14 protein-coding genes are annotated in these 18,147 nt (G+C 56.3%); all 14 read right to left on the reverse strand.

From position 1 onward, the window contains the following. Positions 1-5: 5 nt before the first annotated feature. Complete coding sequence (locus M3223_RS18095) at positions 6-821, reverse strand: alpha/beta hydrolase family protein (protein WP_251564133.1); 816 nt, start codon at positions 819-821, stop codon at positions 6-8. Positions 822-1,267: 446 nt separating this feature from the next. Further along, a complete protein-coding gene (locus M3223_RS18100) occupies positions 1,268-2,689 on the reverse strand; it encodes a sensor histidine kinase (RefSeq protein ID WP_251564135.1) in 1,422 nt (473 codons plus the stop codon). Continuing rightward, the gene (locus M3223_RS18105; protein WP_251564137.1) at positions 2,686-3,507 is read right to left on the reverse strand and encodes a response regulator transcription factor; all 822 of its coding nucleotides are present in this window, start codon (positions 3,505-3,507) and stop codon (positions 2,686-2,688) included. The genes M3223_RS18100 and M3223_RS18105 overlap by 4 nt, the downstream gene beginning before the upstream one ends. A 37-nt stretch (positions 3,508-3,544) precedes the next feature. Beyond that, a complete protein-coding gene (locus M3223_RS18110) occupies positions 3,545-5,209 on the reverse strand; it encodes a hypothetical protein (protein WP_251564139.1) in 1,665 nt (554 codons plus the stop codon). Positions 5,210-5,292: 83 nt separating this feature from the next. Beyond that, a complete protein-coding gene (locus tag M3223_RS18115) occupies positions 5,293-6,345 on the reverse strand; it encodes a polysaccharide deacetylase family protein (protein ID WP_251564141.1) in 1,053 nt (350 codons plus the stop codon). Positions 6,346-6,646: 301 nt separating this feature from the next. Continuing rightward, positions 6,647-7,603, reverse strand: coding sequence for an MraY family glycosyltransferase (locus tag M3223_RS18120; RefSeq protein ID WP_251564144.1), 957 nt, complete (start codon positions 7,601-7,603; stop codon positions 6,647-6,649). A 336-nt stretch (positions 7,604-7,939) separates the two neighbouring features. After that, positions 7,940-9,214, reverse strand: a complete 1,275-nt coding sequence (purD, locus tag M3223_RS18125) for a phosphoribosylamine--glycine ligase (RefSeq protein ID WP_251564146.1) — start codon at positions 9,212-9,214, stop codon at positions 7,940-7,942. Positions 9,215-9,230: 16 nt separating this feature from the next. Further along, the gene (gene purH, locus M3223_RS18130; RefSeq protein WP_251564148.1) at positions 9,231-10,778 is read right to left on the reverse strand and encodes a bifunctional phosphoribosylaminoimidazolecarboxamide formyltransferase/IMP cyclohydrolase; all 1,548 of its coding nucleotides are present in this window, start codon (positions 10,776-10,778) and stop codon (positions 9,231-9,233) included. A 485-nt stretch (positions 10,779-11,263) separates the two neighbouring features. Beyond that, the gene (gene purN, locus M3223_RS18135; protein WP_251564150.1) at positions 11,264-11,896 is read right to left on the reverse strand and encodes a phosphoribosylglycinamide formyltransferase; all 633 of its coding nucleotides are present in this window, start codon (positions 11,894-11,896) and stop codon (positions 11,264-11,266) included. Then, on the reverse strand, positions 11,896-12,939 hold the full coding sequence (gene purM, locus M3223_RS18140; RefSeq protein ID WP_251564152.1) for a phosphoribosylformylglycinamidine cyclo-ligase: 1,044 nt from the start codon (positions 12,937-12,939) through the stop codon (positions 11,896-11,898). The genes purN and purM overlap by 1 nt, the downstream gene beginning before the upstream one ends. Positions 12,940-13,040: 101 nt before the next feature. Further along, positions 13,041-14,762 carry an amidophosphoribosyltransferase gene (gene purF, locus M3223_RS18145; protein ID WP_251564154.1) on the reverse strand — a complete coding sequence of 574 codons (1,722 nt, stop codon included), beginning with the start codon at positions 14,760-14,762 and terminating at the stop codon, positions 13,041-13,043. Further along, positions 14,747-16,990: a phosphoribosylformylglycinamidine synthase subunit PurL gene (purL, locus tag M3223_RS18150; protein WP_251564156.1), complete on the reverse strand. Its 2,244-nt coding sequence runs from the start codon at positions 16,988-16,990 to the stop codon at positions 14,747-14,749. The genes purF and purL overlap by 16 nt, the downstream gene beginning before the upstream one ends. Continuing rightward, a complete protein-coding gene (gene purQ / locus M3223_RS18155; RefSeq protein ID WP_251564158.1) occupies positions 16,968-17,660 on the reverse strand; it encodes a phosphoribosylformylglycinamidine synthase subunit PurQ in 693 nt (230 codons plus the stop codon). The genes purL and purQ overlap by 23 nt, the downstream gene beginning before the upstream one ends. 4 nt (positions 17,661-17,664) lie before the next feature. Then, complete coding sequence (purS, locus tag M3223_RS18160) at positions 17,665-17,907, reverse strand: phosphoribosylformylglycinamidine synthase subunit PurS (RefSeq protein WP_251564161.1); 243 nt, start codon at positions 17,905-17,907, stop codon at positions 17,665-17,667. Between the last annotated feature and the right edge of the window lie 240 nt (positions 17,908-18,147).

Genomic DNA, 18,147 nt, shown 5'->3' on the forward strand with positions numbered 1-18,147 from the left:
TTTCGCTAGATGCTCCAATCCAGCCACTGTTCATGCCGCTTCTCCAGGCGGGTCAGCCAATCCGAGCTGACGCGGATCGCCTCCTGCTGATGAGAGCTCGCAGAATACGTATGATCAGCCTGGAAAATAATCTCCTTATCGCACAGCCCGTCGCCGCGCGTCCAAAATAACTTCTGGTACAGGAAGCTGTAGTCGGCGGGAATGACGTCGTCGCTTGTGCCGTGCACAAGCAGCACGTCTCCGCTGAAGCGGGAAGCGGCCTGGAACGGCTGATGCTGCTGCAAGGTGTCGAAGAATACCGGCTCCAGCGTATAACCCGCGTAGTCGGTGGAGCCTTTCAGAACGGCCTCGTCATACCCTTGGCGGCCTACAATGCGCACAATGTCGTTGAACGGATAACCGACGGCTGACCACAGAATGAGGCGGCCGACCCGTTTGTCTTTGACGGCCGTATGCAGCGCCACCGCGCCGCCCAAGCTGTGTCCGAGCAGCGTAACCCGCTGCGGATCGACGCAATCCATCGAAAGCACATAGTTAAGCGCCGTCTGGGTTTGCCGGATCATGGATTCAAAGCCGAGTGCGCCATAGCTGCCGGTGCTTTCGCCGCAGCCGCCGTAATCAAAGCGCAGCACAAAGCTGCCTTGAGCGGCCAGCGCGCGTGCTGTTTTGACAAACAGCCGGTCCACTCCGATTCTGCTGCCGATAAAACCGTGGCAGATGACAACAGCTGGGCTGCGCTGCTCCGAGCATTCGCCCACGGGATAGTGGAGCGTTGCCGTGAGCTCCAAGTCCTCATGACGCAAAACAAGCTGCTTTTCCATATTTCCAGCATCCTTTCCCGGCTCTTCCGTTCCGACGGAGGAGCTTCTTATATATGATTATTCCGACCTAATTAGTATGATATTGGTTAGACTTAGCTTATCATCCGCATTTGAGATTGTCAATGAACGGTTCAAATTGCTTTGCATGCCATATAAAAAAGCGAATTCGCCCTCCAACTCGGAGAGGCAAATCCGCCATTTTGAAATGAATTGTGCTTGCAAAGGCGCTGACTCCATTTACGATGCCGGCAATGTCATTGCGCAACGCCTTCGCTGGAATGGAACGCCCCTGTTTGAGTTAACCTAATGCCATTCCCTACTATGGAGAGGAGGCTTAGCCATGCCAGAGCTTCTGACTTGGTTAACCAAACATTGGGTGTCCGTCCTGATTGCGGCCGCTCTGCTAGTTGCCTGCGTATTTGTTTATATGAACCGCACGCTTTTTCTCAAGGAGTAACATCCGGGCTTTCATTCTCGTCCTCGGCCTGCAGCAAGGGCAGTCGAAGCTTGACGGTCGTTCCGAGAGCGGGCTCGCTTTCGAGCTCCAGCACGCCTCCGTGCAGCTCCGCGATTTCCTTGCTGATCGCAAGCCCAAGCCCGCTGCCGGAGCGGGATACCACGCCTTTGTAAAACTTTTCGGTTACATGGGGCAAATCCTCTGGCTGAATGCCCACGCCGTTGTCGGAAACAGACAAAAGCGCATGGCCCCCCTCGCTTACAGCGTTTACTCTCACCGTGCCTCCGTTTGGGGTGAACTTGAAGGCATTGTCGATCAGGTTGATCAACACCTGACGGAGCCGGTTCGGGTCCCCCATAATGAGGAGCGGGTCCGGCTCCAGGCTGCTGAGCAGCCTTACCCCCGTAACATCCTGGCGAACCGCTTGCTGCATGACGCATTCGCGGACCGGCAAGTTCAGGTCCATCTCCTCCAGATGCAGCTCCATGCTTCCCGAGCTCAGCTTGGAGAAATCCAGCAGATCCTCAACAAGTCCGGCGAGCCTTTCCGTTTCACGCGAAATGATGCCAAGCCCCTCTTGAACTTCCTCCTGCCGGGAGCCCGGGTCGGCGAGTGTTTCGCTCCAGCCCTTGATGGACGTCAGCGGTGTTCTCAGCTCATGCGATACAGAGGAAATAAAATCGTTTTTGAGCTTCTCCCGCTTCGTCAGCTCAACCGCCAGCGTATTCAGCGTGTCTGACAGCTGTCCAATCTCGTCGCGGCCGGTCCGCCCTCCCACGCCGCTCTGCCAGTCTCCGTCCGCCATTAATCGGGCACGGCTGGTCAACACCCGCAGCGGGCGTACGATTCGTGTTGCCATCCACATGCTAAGCGCAAAAAACAAGAGAATAACGGCCGCCGCCGTAAGCAGCGTCATACGAATGAGCAGCTGCACCATTTTGTCGACTTCCCGCAGCGAGGCGGAATAACGCACAATGGAAATAACGCGGCCATCCCGCAGCAGTGGCGACGAAGCGGCAACGATGCGCTCCCCTGTCATCTCGTCATTGCCGTACCAGGCGACTGTGCCGCCTTCCGCTGCCTTTTCCACATCGGGAGTCCGAATGGAATGGCTGTCGTTAAAACCGTCGGAGTCCATGAACATGCGGCCGTCCGGCTGCAGCAGCTGTATTCGTGTTCCTGAATCGGTCATGTTCTGAAGCATGTAGCTCGCGCGCTCATTCGGTTCCATCCATTGCATCGCTCTGGCATGCAGCCCCATCGAGGTTACAACACGCTGTTTCATCGCGCTGGATGCGCTGCCGTAATAGTAGTTCCAGATCAGCGTCAAAAAAGCGCCGCCCAACACGACAACCGTGAGCAGGATTAACAGCAAATAACTCAATACCATCCGGGTTCGAAGGCTTCTCATAACCGGCTCCACCGATAGCCGAAGCCCCATACCGTTTTGATGATGGACGGATTGGAGGGGTCGTCCTCCACCTTTTGGCGGATGCGGCGGATATTAACGTCCACAACCTTAAGATCGCCTGCGTAGTAACGGCCCCATACCTCGGTTAAAATCTCGTCCCGGCTTACGCTCTGGCCGATTCGGTCAAGCAGCAGCTTTACCAGCGTCCATTCGGTCGGAGTAAGAACAATTTCATCCCCGTTTTTCCACAGCTTGCGATCCCCTTCGGACAAAAGAAAAGCGCCGAATTTCCGGCTATCCTCCGGAAACTCAGGCAGCAACTCGTTAGAATCGGCGATGGCAGCCAAGTCCGAAACGGCTGTTTGCGGAACTAAGCCCGCCGATGCGCCTGCCGACAAGGAGCCTCCCTCCGCAGCTCTGGAAAAAAGCTCGCCAGGCTGCTCGGAATCGCTGAGACGCAGCCGCCGCGCCAGCGAACGTATCCGCGCCATTAACTCTCCAGGGCTGAACGGTTTTTGAATATAATCGTCCGCTCCCAGCTCAAGCCCTTGAATCTTGTCCTGCTCTTGCGACTTCGCAGTGAGCATGACAATGCCCATTTCCGGGTAGGCTGCCCGCAGCGCAGCGCACACCTCCAAGCCCGATATGCCGGGAAGCATGATATCTAACAGGGCGATGTCCGGCGGCCCTTGCTCTGCAACGATCTGCAGCGCCTGCTCTCCGCTTCCCGCTTCGATCGGCACCATTCCCGAGCGCTTCAAATTAATTCGTACGAAGCCGCGAATCGCTTCCTCGTCCTCAACGAGCAAGATTTTCATCCGCCTTCACCCTCCCTTCCCTAAATAGGACTTTCCGTTAATCAAACGGCAGCAGCCGCACGGAGGAAGCCAATTGCTCCTGGGTCAGCTGCATGGAGTTGTACCGGCTCAGCTCGTCCTCGCTCCATCCGTCTGCCGCAGTCGGAGCCGGCTGTTTCACGGCCGCATATACAAAGCCTCCGGTCGTACGCAAATTATCGGGATTGAGCCCTTTTTTCTCCATCCACGAGGACCAGCTGTCCCAATCCTTTACAGACACGCCGTAGAGCGTCCAGAGAGGCGCGCGAATACCCGACTTAGCATTGTAATATTCCATTCGAATAATCCCGTTGTTCTCCCCAACCGGACGGGAAAGCGTAAATTTCCCTTTCCAGCGTGAAGGGATCTGCACCGAGATGCCGTACCGCAAATCGTTATATTCCATCGCTATGCTGATGCGCGACGGCTTAGCTTTTTCAGACTCCGCATCAGGCACCAAGGATTTGCCTATTTCAGGCGACCGTCCCTGATTCGGGGTTTCAGCTCCGCGTTCCATTGTGGCCGTGCCAGAAGTTGCTGTAGACCTGCCATTATGGTAAACGATAGATCCGTCATTCGGATAAAAAGCCGCTCCGCTGCCCAATACCGGTATTTCACCGCTCCACTGCAGCCACTCTGTATATTCGACAAGTTCGGAATACGGCGTATCTTCCGGCTGGCCTGGCGCGCTGACCAGCTCGCTCCATTCCAGTATACCGTCACCGTTAATATCAGTCATAGGGAAGCTGTCCGCGACTGCGGTTATGGAAACGTTTTGCGACGGATAGACCTGCTCCAGCCTGTTTTGTTCCCAGGCATAGATAGTTGTCGTGGAGGCATGCCCGCCAGACTCCGCTTCCACAATAACTCCAAATTTGCTCTTGGCAATTTTACCGATCGCAAGCTGACGATAGACCATGGCATTATGCTGAATCGATTGTTTGACCGTATTGACGAGTTTGCCTTTTTCAATCCGGTATATTTCAATTTGCGGTTTACCGAGGTTGTCTGGGCGTCTTATAAGTACGAGCTCCTGCTTGCCATCTCCGTCCACATCGCCCGTTTCTGCTGCCTCATAGGCCAGCGCTTCAATCGGTTTCAGCAGCCTCCCTTCCTCTGATTCCTCGAAGGAAGGATTATCGGCCGAATATACCTGTACCTCGTACTGCTGCCAGCTTAAGCTATTTCCAGGCTGCTTAACAACCCAGCCGGCAATCAGCTCGGTCTGTTTGTCTCCATCCATATCTACAAAGGTTAACCATTCCAGGCTCGTTCCGGATGGGGAACGCAACACAGCCCATGGTTTCCACTCATTCGCCTCTTTGCGCGCAATCATAATTCGTGAGCTGCCATAACTATCGGAGTAAGTCATAATCGCTTCCTCGATGCCGTCTCCGTCCCAATCCATTGATCGTATCGCCTCGGGATGCCGCTCATTTGAAGGAAGCGATAAAGCGCTGCCTGCGGGGAGCAGGCGTTTCAGCTCAGCCGCAGTGCTCCCCGTCTTCTGCTGGGCAAGCGGCGGTGTAAGCAAATCGGCCGGAGCAGCCGTGTAACGGCATCCCGACAGAACAAGGGCAAAAGCTGCAAATACCGCCGCAAGCCGAGCTTTTCTCGGCTTAACGGCGGCTGCTGGCGACACCTTTGATCCCCGGTCCGGGAGGCCGGACCGGTTCCTGCTCATGGGTTTAGTAGCGTTAATCGTCCGCACCTCCTCTGCCGGCTTTCCAACGGTGGTTGCTTGCTTCTCGACCGGCTCAGCCCGTTTTAAGAAGGGAGCTGGTCCACGGTAACAAAGGTATATCCTTTTGCTCTAAGATCCTTAATGAGCAGCGGCAGCAGCTCCGGCGTTTTCAGCTTAGGGCCTACGGAGTGCATCAGGATATTGCCGCCAGGCTTTGTGTTCCGGTCAATGTTGGCAAGCATATCCTTCACCGATGTGCCAGCCCAATCCCTTGTATCCACGCTCCAGAGAACCTGCTGGCGCCCTGTTTCATCCAGAATGGAGCGCAGCAACGACGAGCTCGAGCCGTAAGGCGGGCGCATCAATTTCGGCTTATATCCAACAGCATTCTCAATCAGTTTATCCGTTCGGTTCAGCTCATCCAATATTTTAGAGCGGCTTGCTTTGCCCAGCTGAGGGTGATTATAGGAATGATTACCGATTACGTGTCCTTCGTCGGCGATGCGTTTCAGCATTTCCGGGTTTTGTTTTACACGTGTTCCGACGACAAAAAAGGTTGCCTTAACGTTCTCTTTTTTAAGAATATCGAGAATTTCGCCTGTTATTTCGACGTCCGGCCCGTCATCAAACGTAAGCGCTACAACCTTGTCGCCTTTTTTATGATGAGCGCCTTTGACCTGTCCCTCATTCGGAACAGATGGCTTTTGGGAACCGTTGTTGCTGCTGCTGTTGTTGTTAGCTTTGTGATTGACTTCGTTACTGCTATCACTGCCGCTGTTGGCGCTATTGTCATTGTTGCTGGGATTACTGCCCGCTTTATCTCCGTCCCCCACAACATTCTCAGAGCCCGTCTGGCCGTTAGGAGCGTCTTTAATTGTGCCGGATTCGTTTGTATTCACAACACCATTGTTGGTTTTAAACCCCCCGGCTTCAACAAAACCCGCCTGTCCGCAGCCGCTGGAGAAGGCCAGCAATGCGGCGATCGGCAGCAGCAGCAGTCTGCCAGCCCACTTGCGGCGCTTAGGCGCGGAGCGGTCCGGCAGCACACTGGAGGATGGATTTGGTTTAACGGATGTATTGGAGTTATTTTGCCCGGAAATGGAATAATCATTACATTTATTGCGTCTGGTAATCATGGATGTAATCTCCCAACTCTATTAGATGAGTCTATCGTATCAAACCGAGTTCGCGGAGGAGTTACAATCCGGTTACATCTGATTGACAGCATTCTACGACGTTCGACATGAAGAAAAAGTTGCAATAGCTCTATAATATTCGCTATTAAGCTATTGATAAAGGGGGGTCTTTCCATAGATTTCGGAATATAAACAGCTCAATACGCGATAAGTGCACTCTGCTGTTGAATCGAGCATTTTGAACAATAAAAAGCCTGTCCCGGTCCGGGACAGGCTTACATGTAAACCGTACGCGCTCGCCTCACTGAGCCAAAAGCAGCACGATCGAGAACAATCCAAAACAAATATTGACCAAGAAGAGAAACGATACGACCTGCACCGGCTTAAGGCCGGCGGCAAGCAGCCGATAATGAGCCTGAGAAGCATCCGCCTTGTAAATCGGAACACCATTGCGAATTCGCGAAATAACGACCCGCACGTTGTCCAGAATCGGTACGCCAAGCGATAAAATCGGAATGAACAGCGACAGCAGCGTCGCTTGTTTAAACGCCCCGTCAAGCGCAATAACGCCAAGCATGAAACCGAGGAAGGTTGCCCCGGCGTCCCCCATGAATACTTTGGCCGGCGGGCGGTTGAACAGCAGATAACCGGCGCACACGCCAGCTGTAATGACCGCCATCATAGCTGGCCCCTGCAGGCCCATCACAAGCGCGACTACTAGGAGCGTTGTCGCCGAAATCGCCGACAGCCCTCCGGCCAAACCGTCCATGCCGTCGGAAAAATTAATGACTGTTGTCACTCCAAAAATCCATAAAACAGTGAACAGGAACGACAGCCAATCCGGCAGAGTTACATATGTTCCGTTAAACGGATTCTCAAACCCGGAGAAAACGATGCCCGAAAGGTACACAAGGACGGCAGCGGACAGCTGTACCGCCATTTTGGGAAGCGCGGGAAATTCCTTGCCATTCGTTTTGTACCAGTCATCCACGATACCAATCAGCAGAATGAGCAGCCCGCCACCCAAAATAGCCAGCGATTGAATCCATGAATCACGCACAAACAGCAGATAAACGACGGTGAAGCCGATAAAAATCGCAATGCCCGCAGTGAGCGGAATCGGCTCCCGATGTATTTTTCGCGCGCTATCCGAACGCGGCTTGTCCACGAATCCAATTCGCAGCGCGGCGGTTCGAAGCGGCGGTATTAAGGCAACGACAATGGCAAACGCAAGTATAAAAGCAACTAGAAAACTCATATCCCTCTCCCTTCGAATTCAGTTATCCGACGATTCTAAACTTTCTGTCCGTTCTATTATCCCGGCACTTTTTAGGATCGTCAATACGACATAAACCCCGAATAACTGACATTTACATTAAAGTTATCTCAGCATTCGCGGTTTAAGCAATGATATGCGCCCGGGTCCAAGCCAGTATTCTTAACTGTTTACAACGATACATCGCCAGGATGAATGAGAACTGAAAGAAATCTTAAACGAAGCTTAAAAGAATGGACCAATGAAATCCAAAAAGCCCCGACAAACCGGGTACCGGCAGTCGGGGCTGTGCATGATGATTATGGCTTTAACAGGCGATTACTTTGCTGCTTCCAGTGACTTCAGCGCAATGTCCGAGCGGCATTGCATGCCATCAAAAGAAATGACGGATACCGCTTCATAAGCCTTGGCGCGGGCTTCCGCTATGTCGCGGCCGAGGCCGACGATGCCGAGCACACGTCCGCCGTTTGTAACAAGCTCGCCGTCCTTCTGCGCCGTTCCAGCATGGAATACAAGCGCTCCCTGCTCTTTCGCGGCTTCGAGACCGGAGATCGGACGGCCCTTCGGATACGAGCCGGGATAACCCTCCGATGCGGCAATGACGCACACCGCAGCTTCGCCCTTCCACTTGATCTCGATATCGGCCAAACGGCCTTCCATTGCGGCCATAATGATGTCGAGCAGGTCCGTATCCAGACGCGGCAGCACAACCTGGGTTTCCGGGTCGCCCATGCGGGCGTTAAACTCGACCGTCTTGACGCCGTCCGGCGTCAGCATGAGCCCGGCGAACAGCACACCCCGGAACGGGCGACCTTCGCTGACCATTGCGCGGGCCGTCGGCTCGATGATGTTTACGATCGCATCGTCGACGAGCTCTTGAGAAATATGCGGCAGCGGGGAATATGTGCCCATGCCGCCGGTGTTAGGACCTTTGTCGCCGTCGAATATCGGCTTATGGTCTTGGGCCGGCACCATCGCCCGTACCGTTTCGCCGTCCACGAACGCCAAAATGCTCATCTCTTGCCCGGTCATGAACTCCTCGATAACAACCTGGCTGCCTGACGCTCCGAACACGCCGCCCAGCATCATGCCGCGCAGCGCCTCCTCGGCTTCCTCCAGCGTCGCCGCTACGGTGACGCCTTTGCCTGCCGCCAGGCCGTCGGCTTTGACGACAACCGGAACCGGCTGGCTGCGCAGATAAGCAAGCGCCTGCTCAAAGTCCGTAAACGATTCGTAACGGGCTGTTGGAATGCTGTACTTGCGGAGCAGGTCTTTCATGAAAATTTTGCTGCCTTCAATCTCCGCAGCTTTGCGGTCCGGGCCGAATGCCGGAATGCCAGCCGCCTGGAACTCGTCCACGATGCCAGCAGCCAGCGGATCATCGGGACCGACAACAACTAGGTCAATCTTCCGTTCCTTCGCCAGCTGAACCAGATCGGCGAAACGGTCTACAGCGATCGGCACACACTCCGCCAGCTCCGCAATGCCTGCGTTGCCTGGCGCGCACAGCAGCTCCGTCACCTTTGGACTTTTCGCCAGCGACCAAACGATGGCATGCTCGCGGCCGCCGCCGCCAATTACCATAATTCGCATTGGATCTCCTCCTGCTCTAGTGCTTGAAGTGGCGGACGCCGGTGAATACCATGGCAATGCCGTGTTCGTTAGCCGCCTTGATGGAGTCCTCGTCCTTAATCGAACCGCCCGGCTGGATAATCGCTGTAATGCCCGCGGCAGCCGCCAGGGCAACCGTATCGCCCATCGGGAAAAACGCATCGGAAGCCAGCACGGCTCCTTTTGCATTGTCGCCCGCCTGCTCAACCGCGATGCGCGCAGCGCCGACACGGTTCATCTGGCCCGCTCCGACGCCAACCGTCATATCATCCTTTGCCAGCAAAATAGCGTTGGATTTTACATGTTTAACGACCTTCCATCCAAACAGCAGCTGCTTCAGCTCTTCCGCTGTAGGCTGGCGCTCGGTGACCACCTGCAGATCGCTCTCGGTAATGCTGTGCACGTCGCTCTCCTGCACAACCATGCCGCCGTCTACACTTGTCAGCACCCAGTCGCTTTTGCGGCCTTCGGCGGAAGCAAGCTCGCCGGTTTTGAGCAGGCGGATATTTTTCTTGCGGCCGAGAATCTCAAGCGCTTCCGGCGTAAAGTCCGGCGCAAGGATGATTTCCAGGAAAATTTCAGACAGCAGCGCTGCCGTATCGGCGCCAATCATCCGGTTCGCCGCTACGATGCCGCCAAAAATCGAGGTTGGATCGGCAGCATAAGCTTTTTGGTACGCCTGATGAATGTCGCTGCCGATGCCTACGCCGCAAGGGTTCATATGTTTGATGGCAACAACGGCCGGCTCTCTGAACTCTTTCACGATGGCAAGAGCCGCGTTGGCGTCGTTGATGTTGTTGTAGCTCAGCTCTTTGCCGTGCAGCTGCTCGGCGGTTGTAACGTTGCCCTCTTTCGCCAATGGCTGGCGATAGAACGCGGCGCGCTGATGCGGATTTTCCCCGTAGCGCAGGTCCTGCACCTTTTCATACGTGACCGTGTAACGCTCCGGCAGCGGGTCGCCGCCCAGCTTGGACAGATAGTCGCCGATCAGAGCGTCGTAAGCGCCGGTATGGCGGAATACTTTAGCGGCAAGGCGCTTGCGCGTATCCAGCGTTGTGTAGCCGTCTTGTTTGATCTCTTCCAGAACAGCGGCGTAATCGGCGGCATCCACAACAACGGTGACAAAAGCGTGGTTTTTGGCAGCGGAGCGCAGCATCGTCGGGCCGCCGATATCAATGTTCTCGATGGCGTCGTCATACGTTACGTCAGGCTTGGCAATTGTAGCCGCGAACGGGTACAAATTGACGACAACAAGATCGATATAATCGAGTCCAAGCTCGCGAATCGCCCGCTGATGCTCCTCGTTGTCGCGTACGGCCAGCAGGCCGCTGTGCACAGCCGGATGCAGCGTTTTGACGCGTCCGTCCATAATTTCCGGGAAGCCGGTCACTTCCGAGATGCCGATGACCGGGATGCCTTCCTTTTCCAACAGGCTGTGCGTCCCTCCGGTGGAAATGATCTGTACGCCTGCTGCAGCCAGCTCCCGTGCGAACTCAACAATGCCCGTTTTGTCCGAAACGCTGATTAACGCTCTGCGAATAGCCACTACGTCCCCTCCTAAGGTCTATATATGAAAAATGATTGCATTCCAAATGGTGCAAATACTGCCGGTCCATTCGCTGCCCGCTGGGGCAGCCTCTTCCCGCCTTTAACGCAACTCACAAGCCTTATTTCGCTAAAAAAGCCGCTTTTTGTGTTCTAACGCAACTCAGGCTGCTTATTTCGCCATTTCCAGCCGAAAAGAGGGCCTAAACCTGAAATAACGCCTTACAGTTGCGTTAGAGCTGAGAAAGCCGCATTTTTAGCCGAATAACGCTTCTCAGTTGCGTTAAGACTCTCAAACCAACCTGCGAGCTCGGAGCCCGTTTCGCCAGCACACTGGTAGTCAAGTCCGCATCGCCTGTTGCAGAAAACCAAACCAAACTGCGAGCTCGGAGCCCTTTCATCAGCACTCCTGTGATCGAGTCTTCATGCGTCCCAACCCAAGCCGACTTCAAAACGAACTTGCGCCTACTTGTATGAGGATGCCTCCTAGCCGGAGAAATCCGCTCCTGCTATGCGCACTTTTCTTCCGTCAAGCGTTACTCTTCCTTCCGCGATGCAGCGAACCGCCCACGGATAGAGCACATTTTCCGCTGAATGAATCCGTTCCGACAAGGAAGCTTCCGATTCGCCTTCGCCTATCTCAATGGAGCGCTGCGCGATAATCGGACCGCTGTCCAGGCCGCCGTCGACAAAATGAATCGTCACGCCGGTCACCTTCACGCCATGCTCCAGCGCCTGGCCAATCGCATTCAAGCCGGGAAAAGACGGCAGCAGCGACGGATGAATGTTGATCATCCGCCCATCAAACGCCTCTACCAGCACCGGGGTCAGAATGCGCATATACCCGGCAAGCACAACGAGCCCGACGCCGCGGCGGCGAAGCTCGTCCAGAATTTCATGTTCGTACGCTTCGCGGGAAGCGTAGCTCTTCGGATTGAACACCCAGGCTTCAATGCCGGCGCGCCGCGCCCGCTCCACAACCGGAGCGGAAGGTTTGTCGCAGACGAGAAGCTCGATGGAGCCGCCGAGCTTCCCTTCCGCAGCCGCATCCGCCAGCGCCTGGAAGTTGCTGCCCTGGCCCGAGGCAAATACGGCAATGCGCAGCTGCTGCTCTGCCATTAAACCTCGGCCCCCGTAAAGGTGACGATTCGGCTGCCCTCCGTAACGGTTCCGATCCGGTACGCTTGCTCGCCAAGTCCGGCCAGAACGTCCAGCGCCGCCGCTGCCTCAGCCTCCGGCACAACAACGACAAGCCCGATGCCCATGTTAAACGTGGTGAACATGTCACGGTTCGTGACGGCGCCTTTTTGCTGCATCAGCGAGAAGATCGGCTGAATCGGCCAGCTTCCGTACTGTACCTCAACGTTTACGTTATCCGGCAGCACGCGCGGGATGTTCTCAATGAAACCGCCGCCCGTAATATGCGCCATGCCTTTAACCGTAACGCGGGAAATCAGCTCCAGCGCCTGTTTGACGTAAATGCGCGTAGGCTCAAGCAGCACGTCGCCGAGCTTTTTGCCGTCCAGCTCCGGCAGCGCGTCTTGCAGGCTGTAGCCGGATTGCTCCAGCAGCAGGCGGCGCACCAGCGAGTAGCCGTTGCTGTGAATGCCGCTGGAAGCAATGCCGATTACGGCGTCGCCAGGAGCGATCGTCGAACCGTCAATGATTTTCGCTTTATCCACTACGCCAACCGTAAAGCCGCCGATATCGTATTCTTCCGGCGTGTACATGCCCGGCATTTCAGCCGTTTCGCCGCCGATCAGCGCGCAGCCCGCCTGGACGCAGCCCTCGGCGATGCCGCCGACGATCTGCTCGATTTTGGACGGCTCAACCTTGCCCGTTGCCAAATAATCGAGGAAAAACAACGGTTCCGCGCCCTGAACGATAATGTCGTTGACACACATCGCAACGGCGTCGATGCCGATCGTGTCATGTTTGTCCATAGCAAAAGCAAGCATCAGCTTCGTGCCGACGCCGTCCGTACCGGAAACAAGCACCGGCTCCTCGTACTTGTTTTTATCCAGACCGAACATGCCTCCAAAACCGCCGAGGCCGCCCAGCACCTCCGGACGCATCGTTCTTTTAACGTGCTTTTTCATGCGTTCTACCGCTTCGTTGCCCGCCGCGATGTCTACGCCTGCCTGCTTGTAAGCCTCTGACACTGACCGTCACTCCCTGCAAAATGGATTAGGGCCCGCATGCCGATCCGGCCGCGCTGCCCGCTTGATTCAATCACTGGCGCCGCTGCATTAACCTTATGAGCTTAACAGCTGCAGCTTTTATCCGAGTTCTCATCGACCGGAGTCGGGTATTCGTTGGTGAAGCAGGCGAGGCAAAGGCCGCCGCCCTTGGAGTCTCCCGGCACGGAGGCCGACTCGATCAGACCCTCGGCGCTAAGGAAATACAGCGAATCGGCGTTGATCGCCTCACGGATTTCCTCGACCGTTTTGGACGATGCGATCAGCTCGCGCCGGTCCGGCGTATCGATGCCGTAGTAACACGGATTGGCGAACGGAGGCGAGCTGATGCGCACATGCACTTCCTTCGCTCCCGCCTCGCGCAGCATGTTGACGATCCGCAGCGACGTTGTGCCGCGCACGATGGAGTCGTCAATCATAACGACGCGTTTGCCCTGCACGATTTTGCGGACGGCGGACAGCTTCATCTTCACGCCCTTTTCCCGCAGCTCCTGAGAAGGCTGGATGAACGTCCGGCCGGAATACTTGTTCTTAATCAGTCCCATCTCGTACGGAATGCCCGTCTGTTCGGCATATCCGATCGCGGCGCTGATGCTGGAATCCGGCACGCCGACGACGATATCGGCATCGACGAAGGACTCAACCGCCAAGGTGCGCCCCATCTGTTTGCGGGCCGTGTGGATGTTGACCTCGTTGATGTCGCTGTCCGGACGGGCAAAATAGATGTATTCCATCGCGCAGCTTGCCCGGCGGTCTTCCTCATCGAAACGGTCCTCGCGCATGCCTTCCTTGTCCAAAATAAGCAGCTCGCCCGGCTGAACGTCACGCACGTATTCGGCGCCAATCGTCTCAAACGCGCAGGTTTCGGAAGCGAACACGTAACCCTCTCCAAGCCGTCCCATCACCAGCGGGCGCAGGCCGTTAGGATCGGAAGCGACAAGCAGCCGCTCGTTGGTCATGATCAAAAACGCAAATCCCCCGATAATGCGTTTAAGCGCGTCCTTGGCCGCGCTCACAAAGTCCTTCGGCGAGCGCGCGATCAGGTGAGCGATGACCTCCGTATCACTCGTCGTTTGAAAAATAGAGCCCATCTGCTCCAGCTCCCGCCGGATCGACGGCGCATTAACGATGTTGCCGTTTGTCGCCACGGCCAGATCGCCGTCGCGGTATTTGAATACAAGCGGTTGAGCGTTGCCGAGCTGGCTCGCGCCCGAAGTGGAATAGCGGACATGGCCGATTGCCCGGTCGCCCGGCAGCGAATCAAGGATGTCGCTGGTGAACACTTCTTTGACGAGTCCCATGCCGCGATGGTAGGCAAAACCGCCCGTTGCGCTGTCCACCGTGCAAACGCCGGAGCTTTCCTCGCCGCGATGCTGCAGAGCATGAAGTCCGTAGTAGGAAAGCGATGACGCGTTCGGCGTGCCGAACACGCCGAATACGCCGCATTCCTCTCTCAGCTTGTCAAAAATATCGTCGCGCCCGATGCCCTCATTGTAGTGGGAATTCTCCCAAGCCTGAGACACCTTGCGCAGCTCCTCCGAGCCGGGACGTACCGCTGCAGAATGCGAGGACGCTGCAGAGGCGCGGACATAAGCTGCCGCTTCGCCCGCAAGCTCATGCGCAGCGGAGGATGATCCCTCCGCTGCGCATGAAGCTTCCGACGGAGCCGGAATCAGACCAACCGCTGCCGCCGAACCGGAGAGAGCCTTGCTCTCTCCAGCCCCGCTGCCGCCGCTTGTTCCATACCGTGAACCGAGCTGAACCGCAATGCTTACTTCATCAGACATGGAATCGCATCCTTCCACACTTTCCGCAGTCCGTCTACTTGCGCCTGAATGCCTGGTTTACCGTTTACTTTCACAACAAGCTCCGTGCCGCCTACTGCGCCCAGCTCCTGATGAGGTACGCCGCGCTCTGCGAGCAGCGCCAGCAGCGCAGCCTTGTTCTCTTGGGTTGCACTGAGCAGAATACGGGATTGCGACTCGCTGAACAGCGCATGGTCCGCGCGCAGCTCTGTCGCCACGTTGATGTCGGCGCCGAGTCCGCGTCCAAAGCTTGCTTCCGCGAGCGCAACCGCAAGGCCGCCCTCGGACAGGTCATGCGCCGAAGCGACAAGGCCGCCGCGGATTGCTGCCTGAACCGTGTCCAGCAGACGTTTTTCTACCGCCAGGTCAATACCCGGAGGACGTCCTTCGGCTTTGCCCTGCAGCACGTACTGCAGCTCGCTGCCGCCGAATTCGGCCTTCGTTTCGCCGAGCAGAATAACGGCGTCGCCGGCGTTTTTGAACTCTTGGGTCGTAATATAGTCGATGTCGTCGATCAAGCCGACCATGCCGATAACCGGCGTCGGGTAGATCGCGCCTTTAGCATTTTCGTTGTACAGGCTGACGTTGCCGCCGATAACCGGCGTTTCCAGCACGCGGCAGGCTTCGCTCATGCCGTCAGCGGATTTTTCCAGCTGCCAGAACACTTCCGGCTTCTCCGGGCTGCCGAAGTTGAGGTTATCCGTAATCGCCAGCGGCGCGGCGCCGGAGCAAACAATGTTGCGGGCAGCCTCGGCAACCGCGATTGCGCCGCCGACCTCCGGATCGAGGAATACGTAACGCCCGTTGCAGTCGGTCGTCATCGCAAGCGCCTTGCGGGTGCCTGGAACGAGGACAACTGCTGCGTCGGAGCCAGGAGCGACTGCCGTGCTTGTACGGACCATATAGTCGTACTGCTTGTACACCCACTCTTTGCTGGCAACCGTCGGGGAAGCCAGAACCTTTTGCAGCGCGTCCGTCAGGTCGGATACTTCGCCGTAAGCAGCTGTGTCAATAGCAGCGCTGGCAGAGAAGTACGCAGGCTCCTGTGAAGGCTTGTTGTATACCGGGCACTCGTCAACGAGCGCTTTTACCGGCATATCGGCTACTTGCTCGCCTTGATGGAACAGGCGCAGACGGCCGTCGTCCGTTACTTTGCCGACTTTGGCGCAGATAACGCCCCAGCGCTCAAAAATTTCGCGTGCTTGAGCTTCGTTCTCGGGAGTCACGACAAACAGCATGCGCTCCTGCGACTCCGACAGCATCATTTCGTACGGCGTCATGCCTTCCTCGCGCTGCGGCACCTCGTCGAGGTACAGCTCCAGGCCGTTGCCGGCTTTGGAAGCCATCTCCGCGCTGGAGCAGGTCAGACCCGCCGCGCCCATATCCTGAATGCCGAGTACGATGCCGGAATTGATGAGCTCCAGCGTCGATTCCATAACGAGCTTTTCCATGAACGGGTCGCCGACCTGAACAGCGGTACGCTTCTCCTCGGATTCCTCGGACAGCTCAACGGATGCAAACGTTGCGCCGTGGATGCCGTCGCGGCCCGTTGCCGGACCGACATAAAACACCGGGTTGCCTACGCCCTTGGCGACGCCGCGCTGGATTTTGTCGTGATCGATGAGACCTACGCACATGGCGTTAACGAGCGGATTGCCTTCATAGCTCTCGTCGAACATAACCTCGCCCGCAACGGTCGGGATGCCGATGCAGTTGCCGTATCCGGCAATGCCGCCGACGACATGCTCGAACAGGTATTTGACGCGGTCGTTCTCCAGCTTGCCGAAACGAAGGCTGTTGAGCAGCGCGACAGGACGGGCGCCCATGGAGAAAATGTCGCGGATGATGCCGCCAACGCCGGTCGCTGCGCCTTGGTACGGCTCAACGGCGGACGGATGGTTGTGGGATTCGATTTTGAATACAACGGCTTGGTTGTCTCCGATATCAACGATGCCCGCGCCCTCGCCTGGACCCATAAGCACTTTTGGACCCGTAATCGGGAACTTTTTGAGGATGGGCTTGGAGTTTTTGTAGGAGCAGTGCTCCGACCACATAACGCTGAATACGCCGATTTCGGTGTAGTTGGGCAGACGGCCCATGAAGCCGCAAATGAGCTCGTACTCGTGATCCGTCACTCCGAACTGCTGGTAAATCTTTTGCTCGGAGATTTGCTCCGCTGTCGGTTCCTTAGCCGTTAACTGCTGCGCCATGCTGTTCCCTCCATGCGTTCAAAATCGATGTAAACATCCGCTTGCCGTCCTCGGAGCCAAGAATTTGGCTGACTGCGCGCTCCGGATGCGGCATCATGCCGACAACGTTGCCGCGCTCGTTGCAAATACCGGCGATGTCGTGAAGCGAGCCGTTCGGGTTTCCGCCGTTCGCGTAACGGAAAACGATCTGGTTGTTCGCCTTCAGAGACTCCAAAGTCGCCTCGTCGCAATAGTAGTTTCCTTCGCCGTGCGCAATCGGGATCGAGATGACCTCGCCCTCTTGATATTGAGTCGTAAAAGGAGTCGCCGCGTTCACAACCTCAAGCGGAGACTGGTGGCACAGGAATTTCAGATCACGGTTGCGCAGCAGCGCGCCAGGCAGCAATCCCGCTTCGGTAAGAATCTGGAATCCGTTGCAAATGCCGAGCACGTATTTGCCTGCTTCCGCAGCTTTGACAACCTCGCTCATGACCGGAGCAAAACGCGCAATTGCGCCGCAGCGCAGATAATCGCCGTAAGAGAAGCCGCCAGGCACGAGAATCGCATCATAGCTGGAAAGATCTGTTGCCGTGTGCCATACGTAGTCGACGGATTGGCCGATTTCTTCCACGGCTTTGTAACAGTCGATGTCGCAGTTGGAACCCGGGAATACAATAACCGCAAACTTCATCGGCTCAGCCCTCCAGCTCGAAGCGGTAATCTTCCACGACGGTGTTCGCCAGCAGCTTTTCGCACATAGCGCGCACGCGTTGCTCAGCCTCGGCGCGGTCTTCCGTATCCAAAGTCAGCTCCAGGTACTTGCCAATGCGGACCTTGCCAACTTCTGCGAAGCCCATGCTGTGCAGAGCTCCTTGAACTGCCGTTCCTTGCGGGTCCAACACGTTTTGCTTGATCGTCACGTATACGGTTGCTTTCATCGTGGCAACTCCTCATAAGGGGGATGGTTGAAACGCTCGGTGAAAAATGGTCCGCTGCGCCATAGGTCTGCTCTCCGATCGCTGTTAACCTCGGATACCGCTATAATTCAGTCCAGTGAAAAAGTTCCCGCTGCGCCAAAGGCCGGCCCTCCGATCGCTCTTGAACTCAGATTTCCTTGAACTTAACCTCCCACAGAGGTGGAAATCCGACTTCAAATGCGAACGCTAGGCTTCTCCAGG

The organism is Paenibacillus pasadenensis, from assembly GCF_023715725.1.
Taxonomy (GTDB): Bacteria; Bacillota; Bacilli; order Paenibacillales; family Paenibacillaceae; genus Paenibacillus_O; species Paenibacillus_O pasadenensis_A.

Excerpts from the sequence above, each read along its gene's own strand:
- M3223_RS18105 (WP_251564137.1), bottom strand. The coding sequence starts at position 3,507 with ATGAAAATCTTGCTCGTTGAGGACGAGGAAGCGATTCGCGGCTTCGTA.
- purL (WP_251564156.1), bottom strand. The coding sequence starts at position 16,990 with ATGGCGCAGCAGTTAACGGCTAAGGAACCGACAGCGGAGCAAATCTCC.
- M3223_RS18115 (WP_251564141.1), bottom strand. The coding sequence starts at position 6,345 with ATGATTACCAGACGCAATAAATGTAATGATTATTCCATTTCCGGGCAA.
- M3223_RS18120 (WP_251564144.1), bottom strand. The coding sequence starts at position 7,603 with ATGAGTTTTCTAGTTGCTTTTATACTTGCGTTTGCCATTGTCGTTGCC.
- purQ (WP_251564158.1), bottom strand. The coding sequence starts at position 17,660 with ATGAAGTTTGCGGTTATTGTATTCCCGGGTTCCAACTGCGACATCGAC.
- purS (WP_251564161.1), bottom strand. The coding sequence starts at position 17,907 with ATGAAAGCAACCGTATACGTGACGATCAAGCAAAACGTGTTGGACCCG.
- M3223_RS18110 (WP_251564139.1), bottom strand. The coding sequence starts at position 5,209 with ATGAGCAGGAACCGGTCCGGCCTCCCGGACCGGGGATCAAAGGTGTCG.
- M3223_RS18100 (WP_251564135.1), bottom strand. The coding sequence starts at position 2,689 with ATGAGAAGCCTTCGAACCCGGATGGTATTGAGTTATTTGCTGTTAATC.
- purD (WP_251564146.1), bottom strand. The coding sequence starts at position 9,214 with ATGCGAATTATGGTAATTGGCGGCGGCGGCCGCGAGCATGCCATCGTT.
- purN (WP_251564150.1), bottom strand. The coding sequence starts at position 11,896 with ATGGCAGAGCAGCAGCTGCGCATTGCCGTATTTGCCTCGGGCCAGGGC.
- purF (WP_251564154.1), bottom strand. The coding sequence starts at position 14,762 with ATGTCTGATGAAGTAAGCATTGCGGTTCAGCTCGGTTCACGGTATGGA.
- M3223_RS18095 (WP_251564133.1), bottom strand. The coding sequence starts at position 821 with ATGGAAAAGCAGCTTGTTTTGCGTCATGAGGACTTGGAGCTCACGGCA.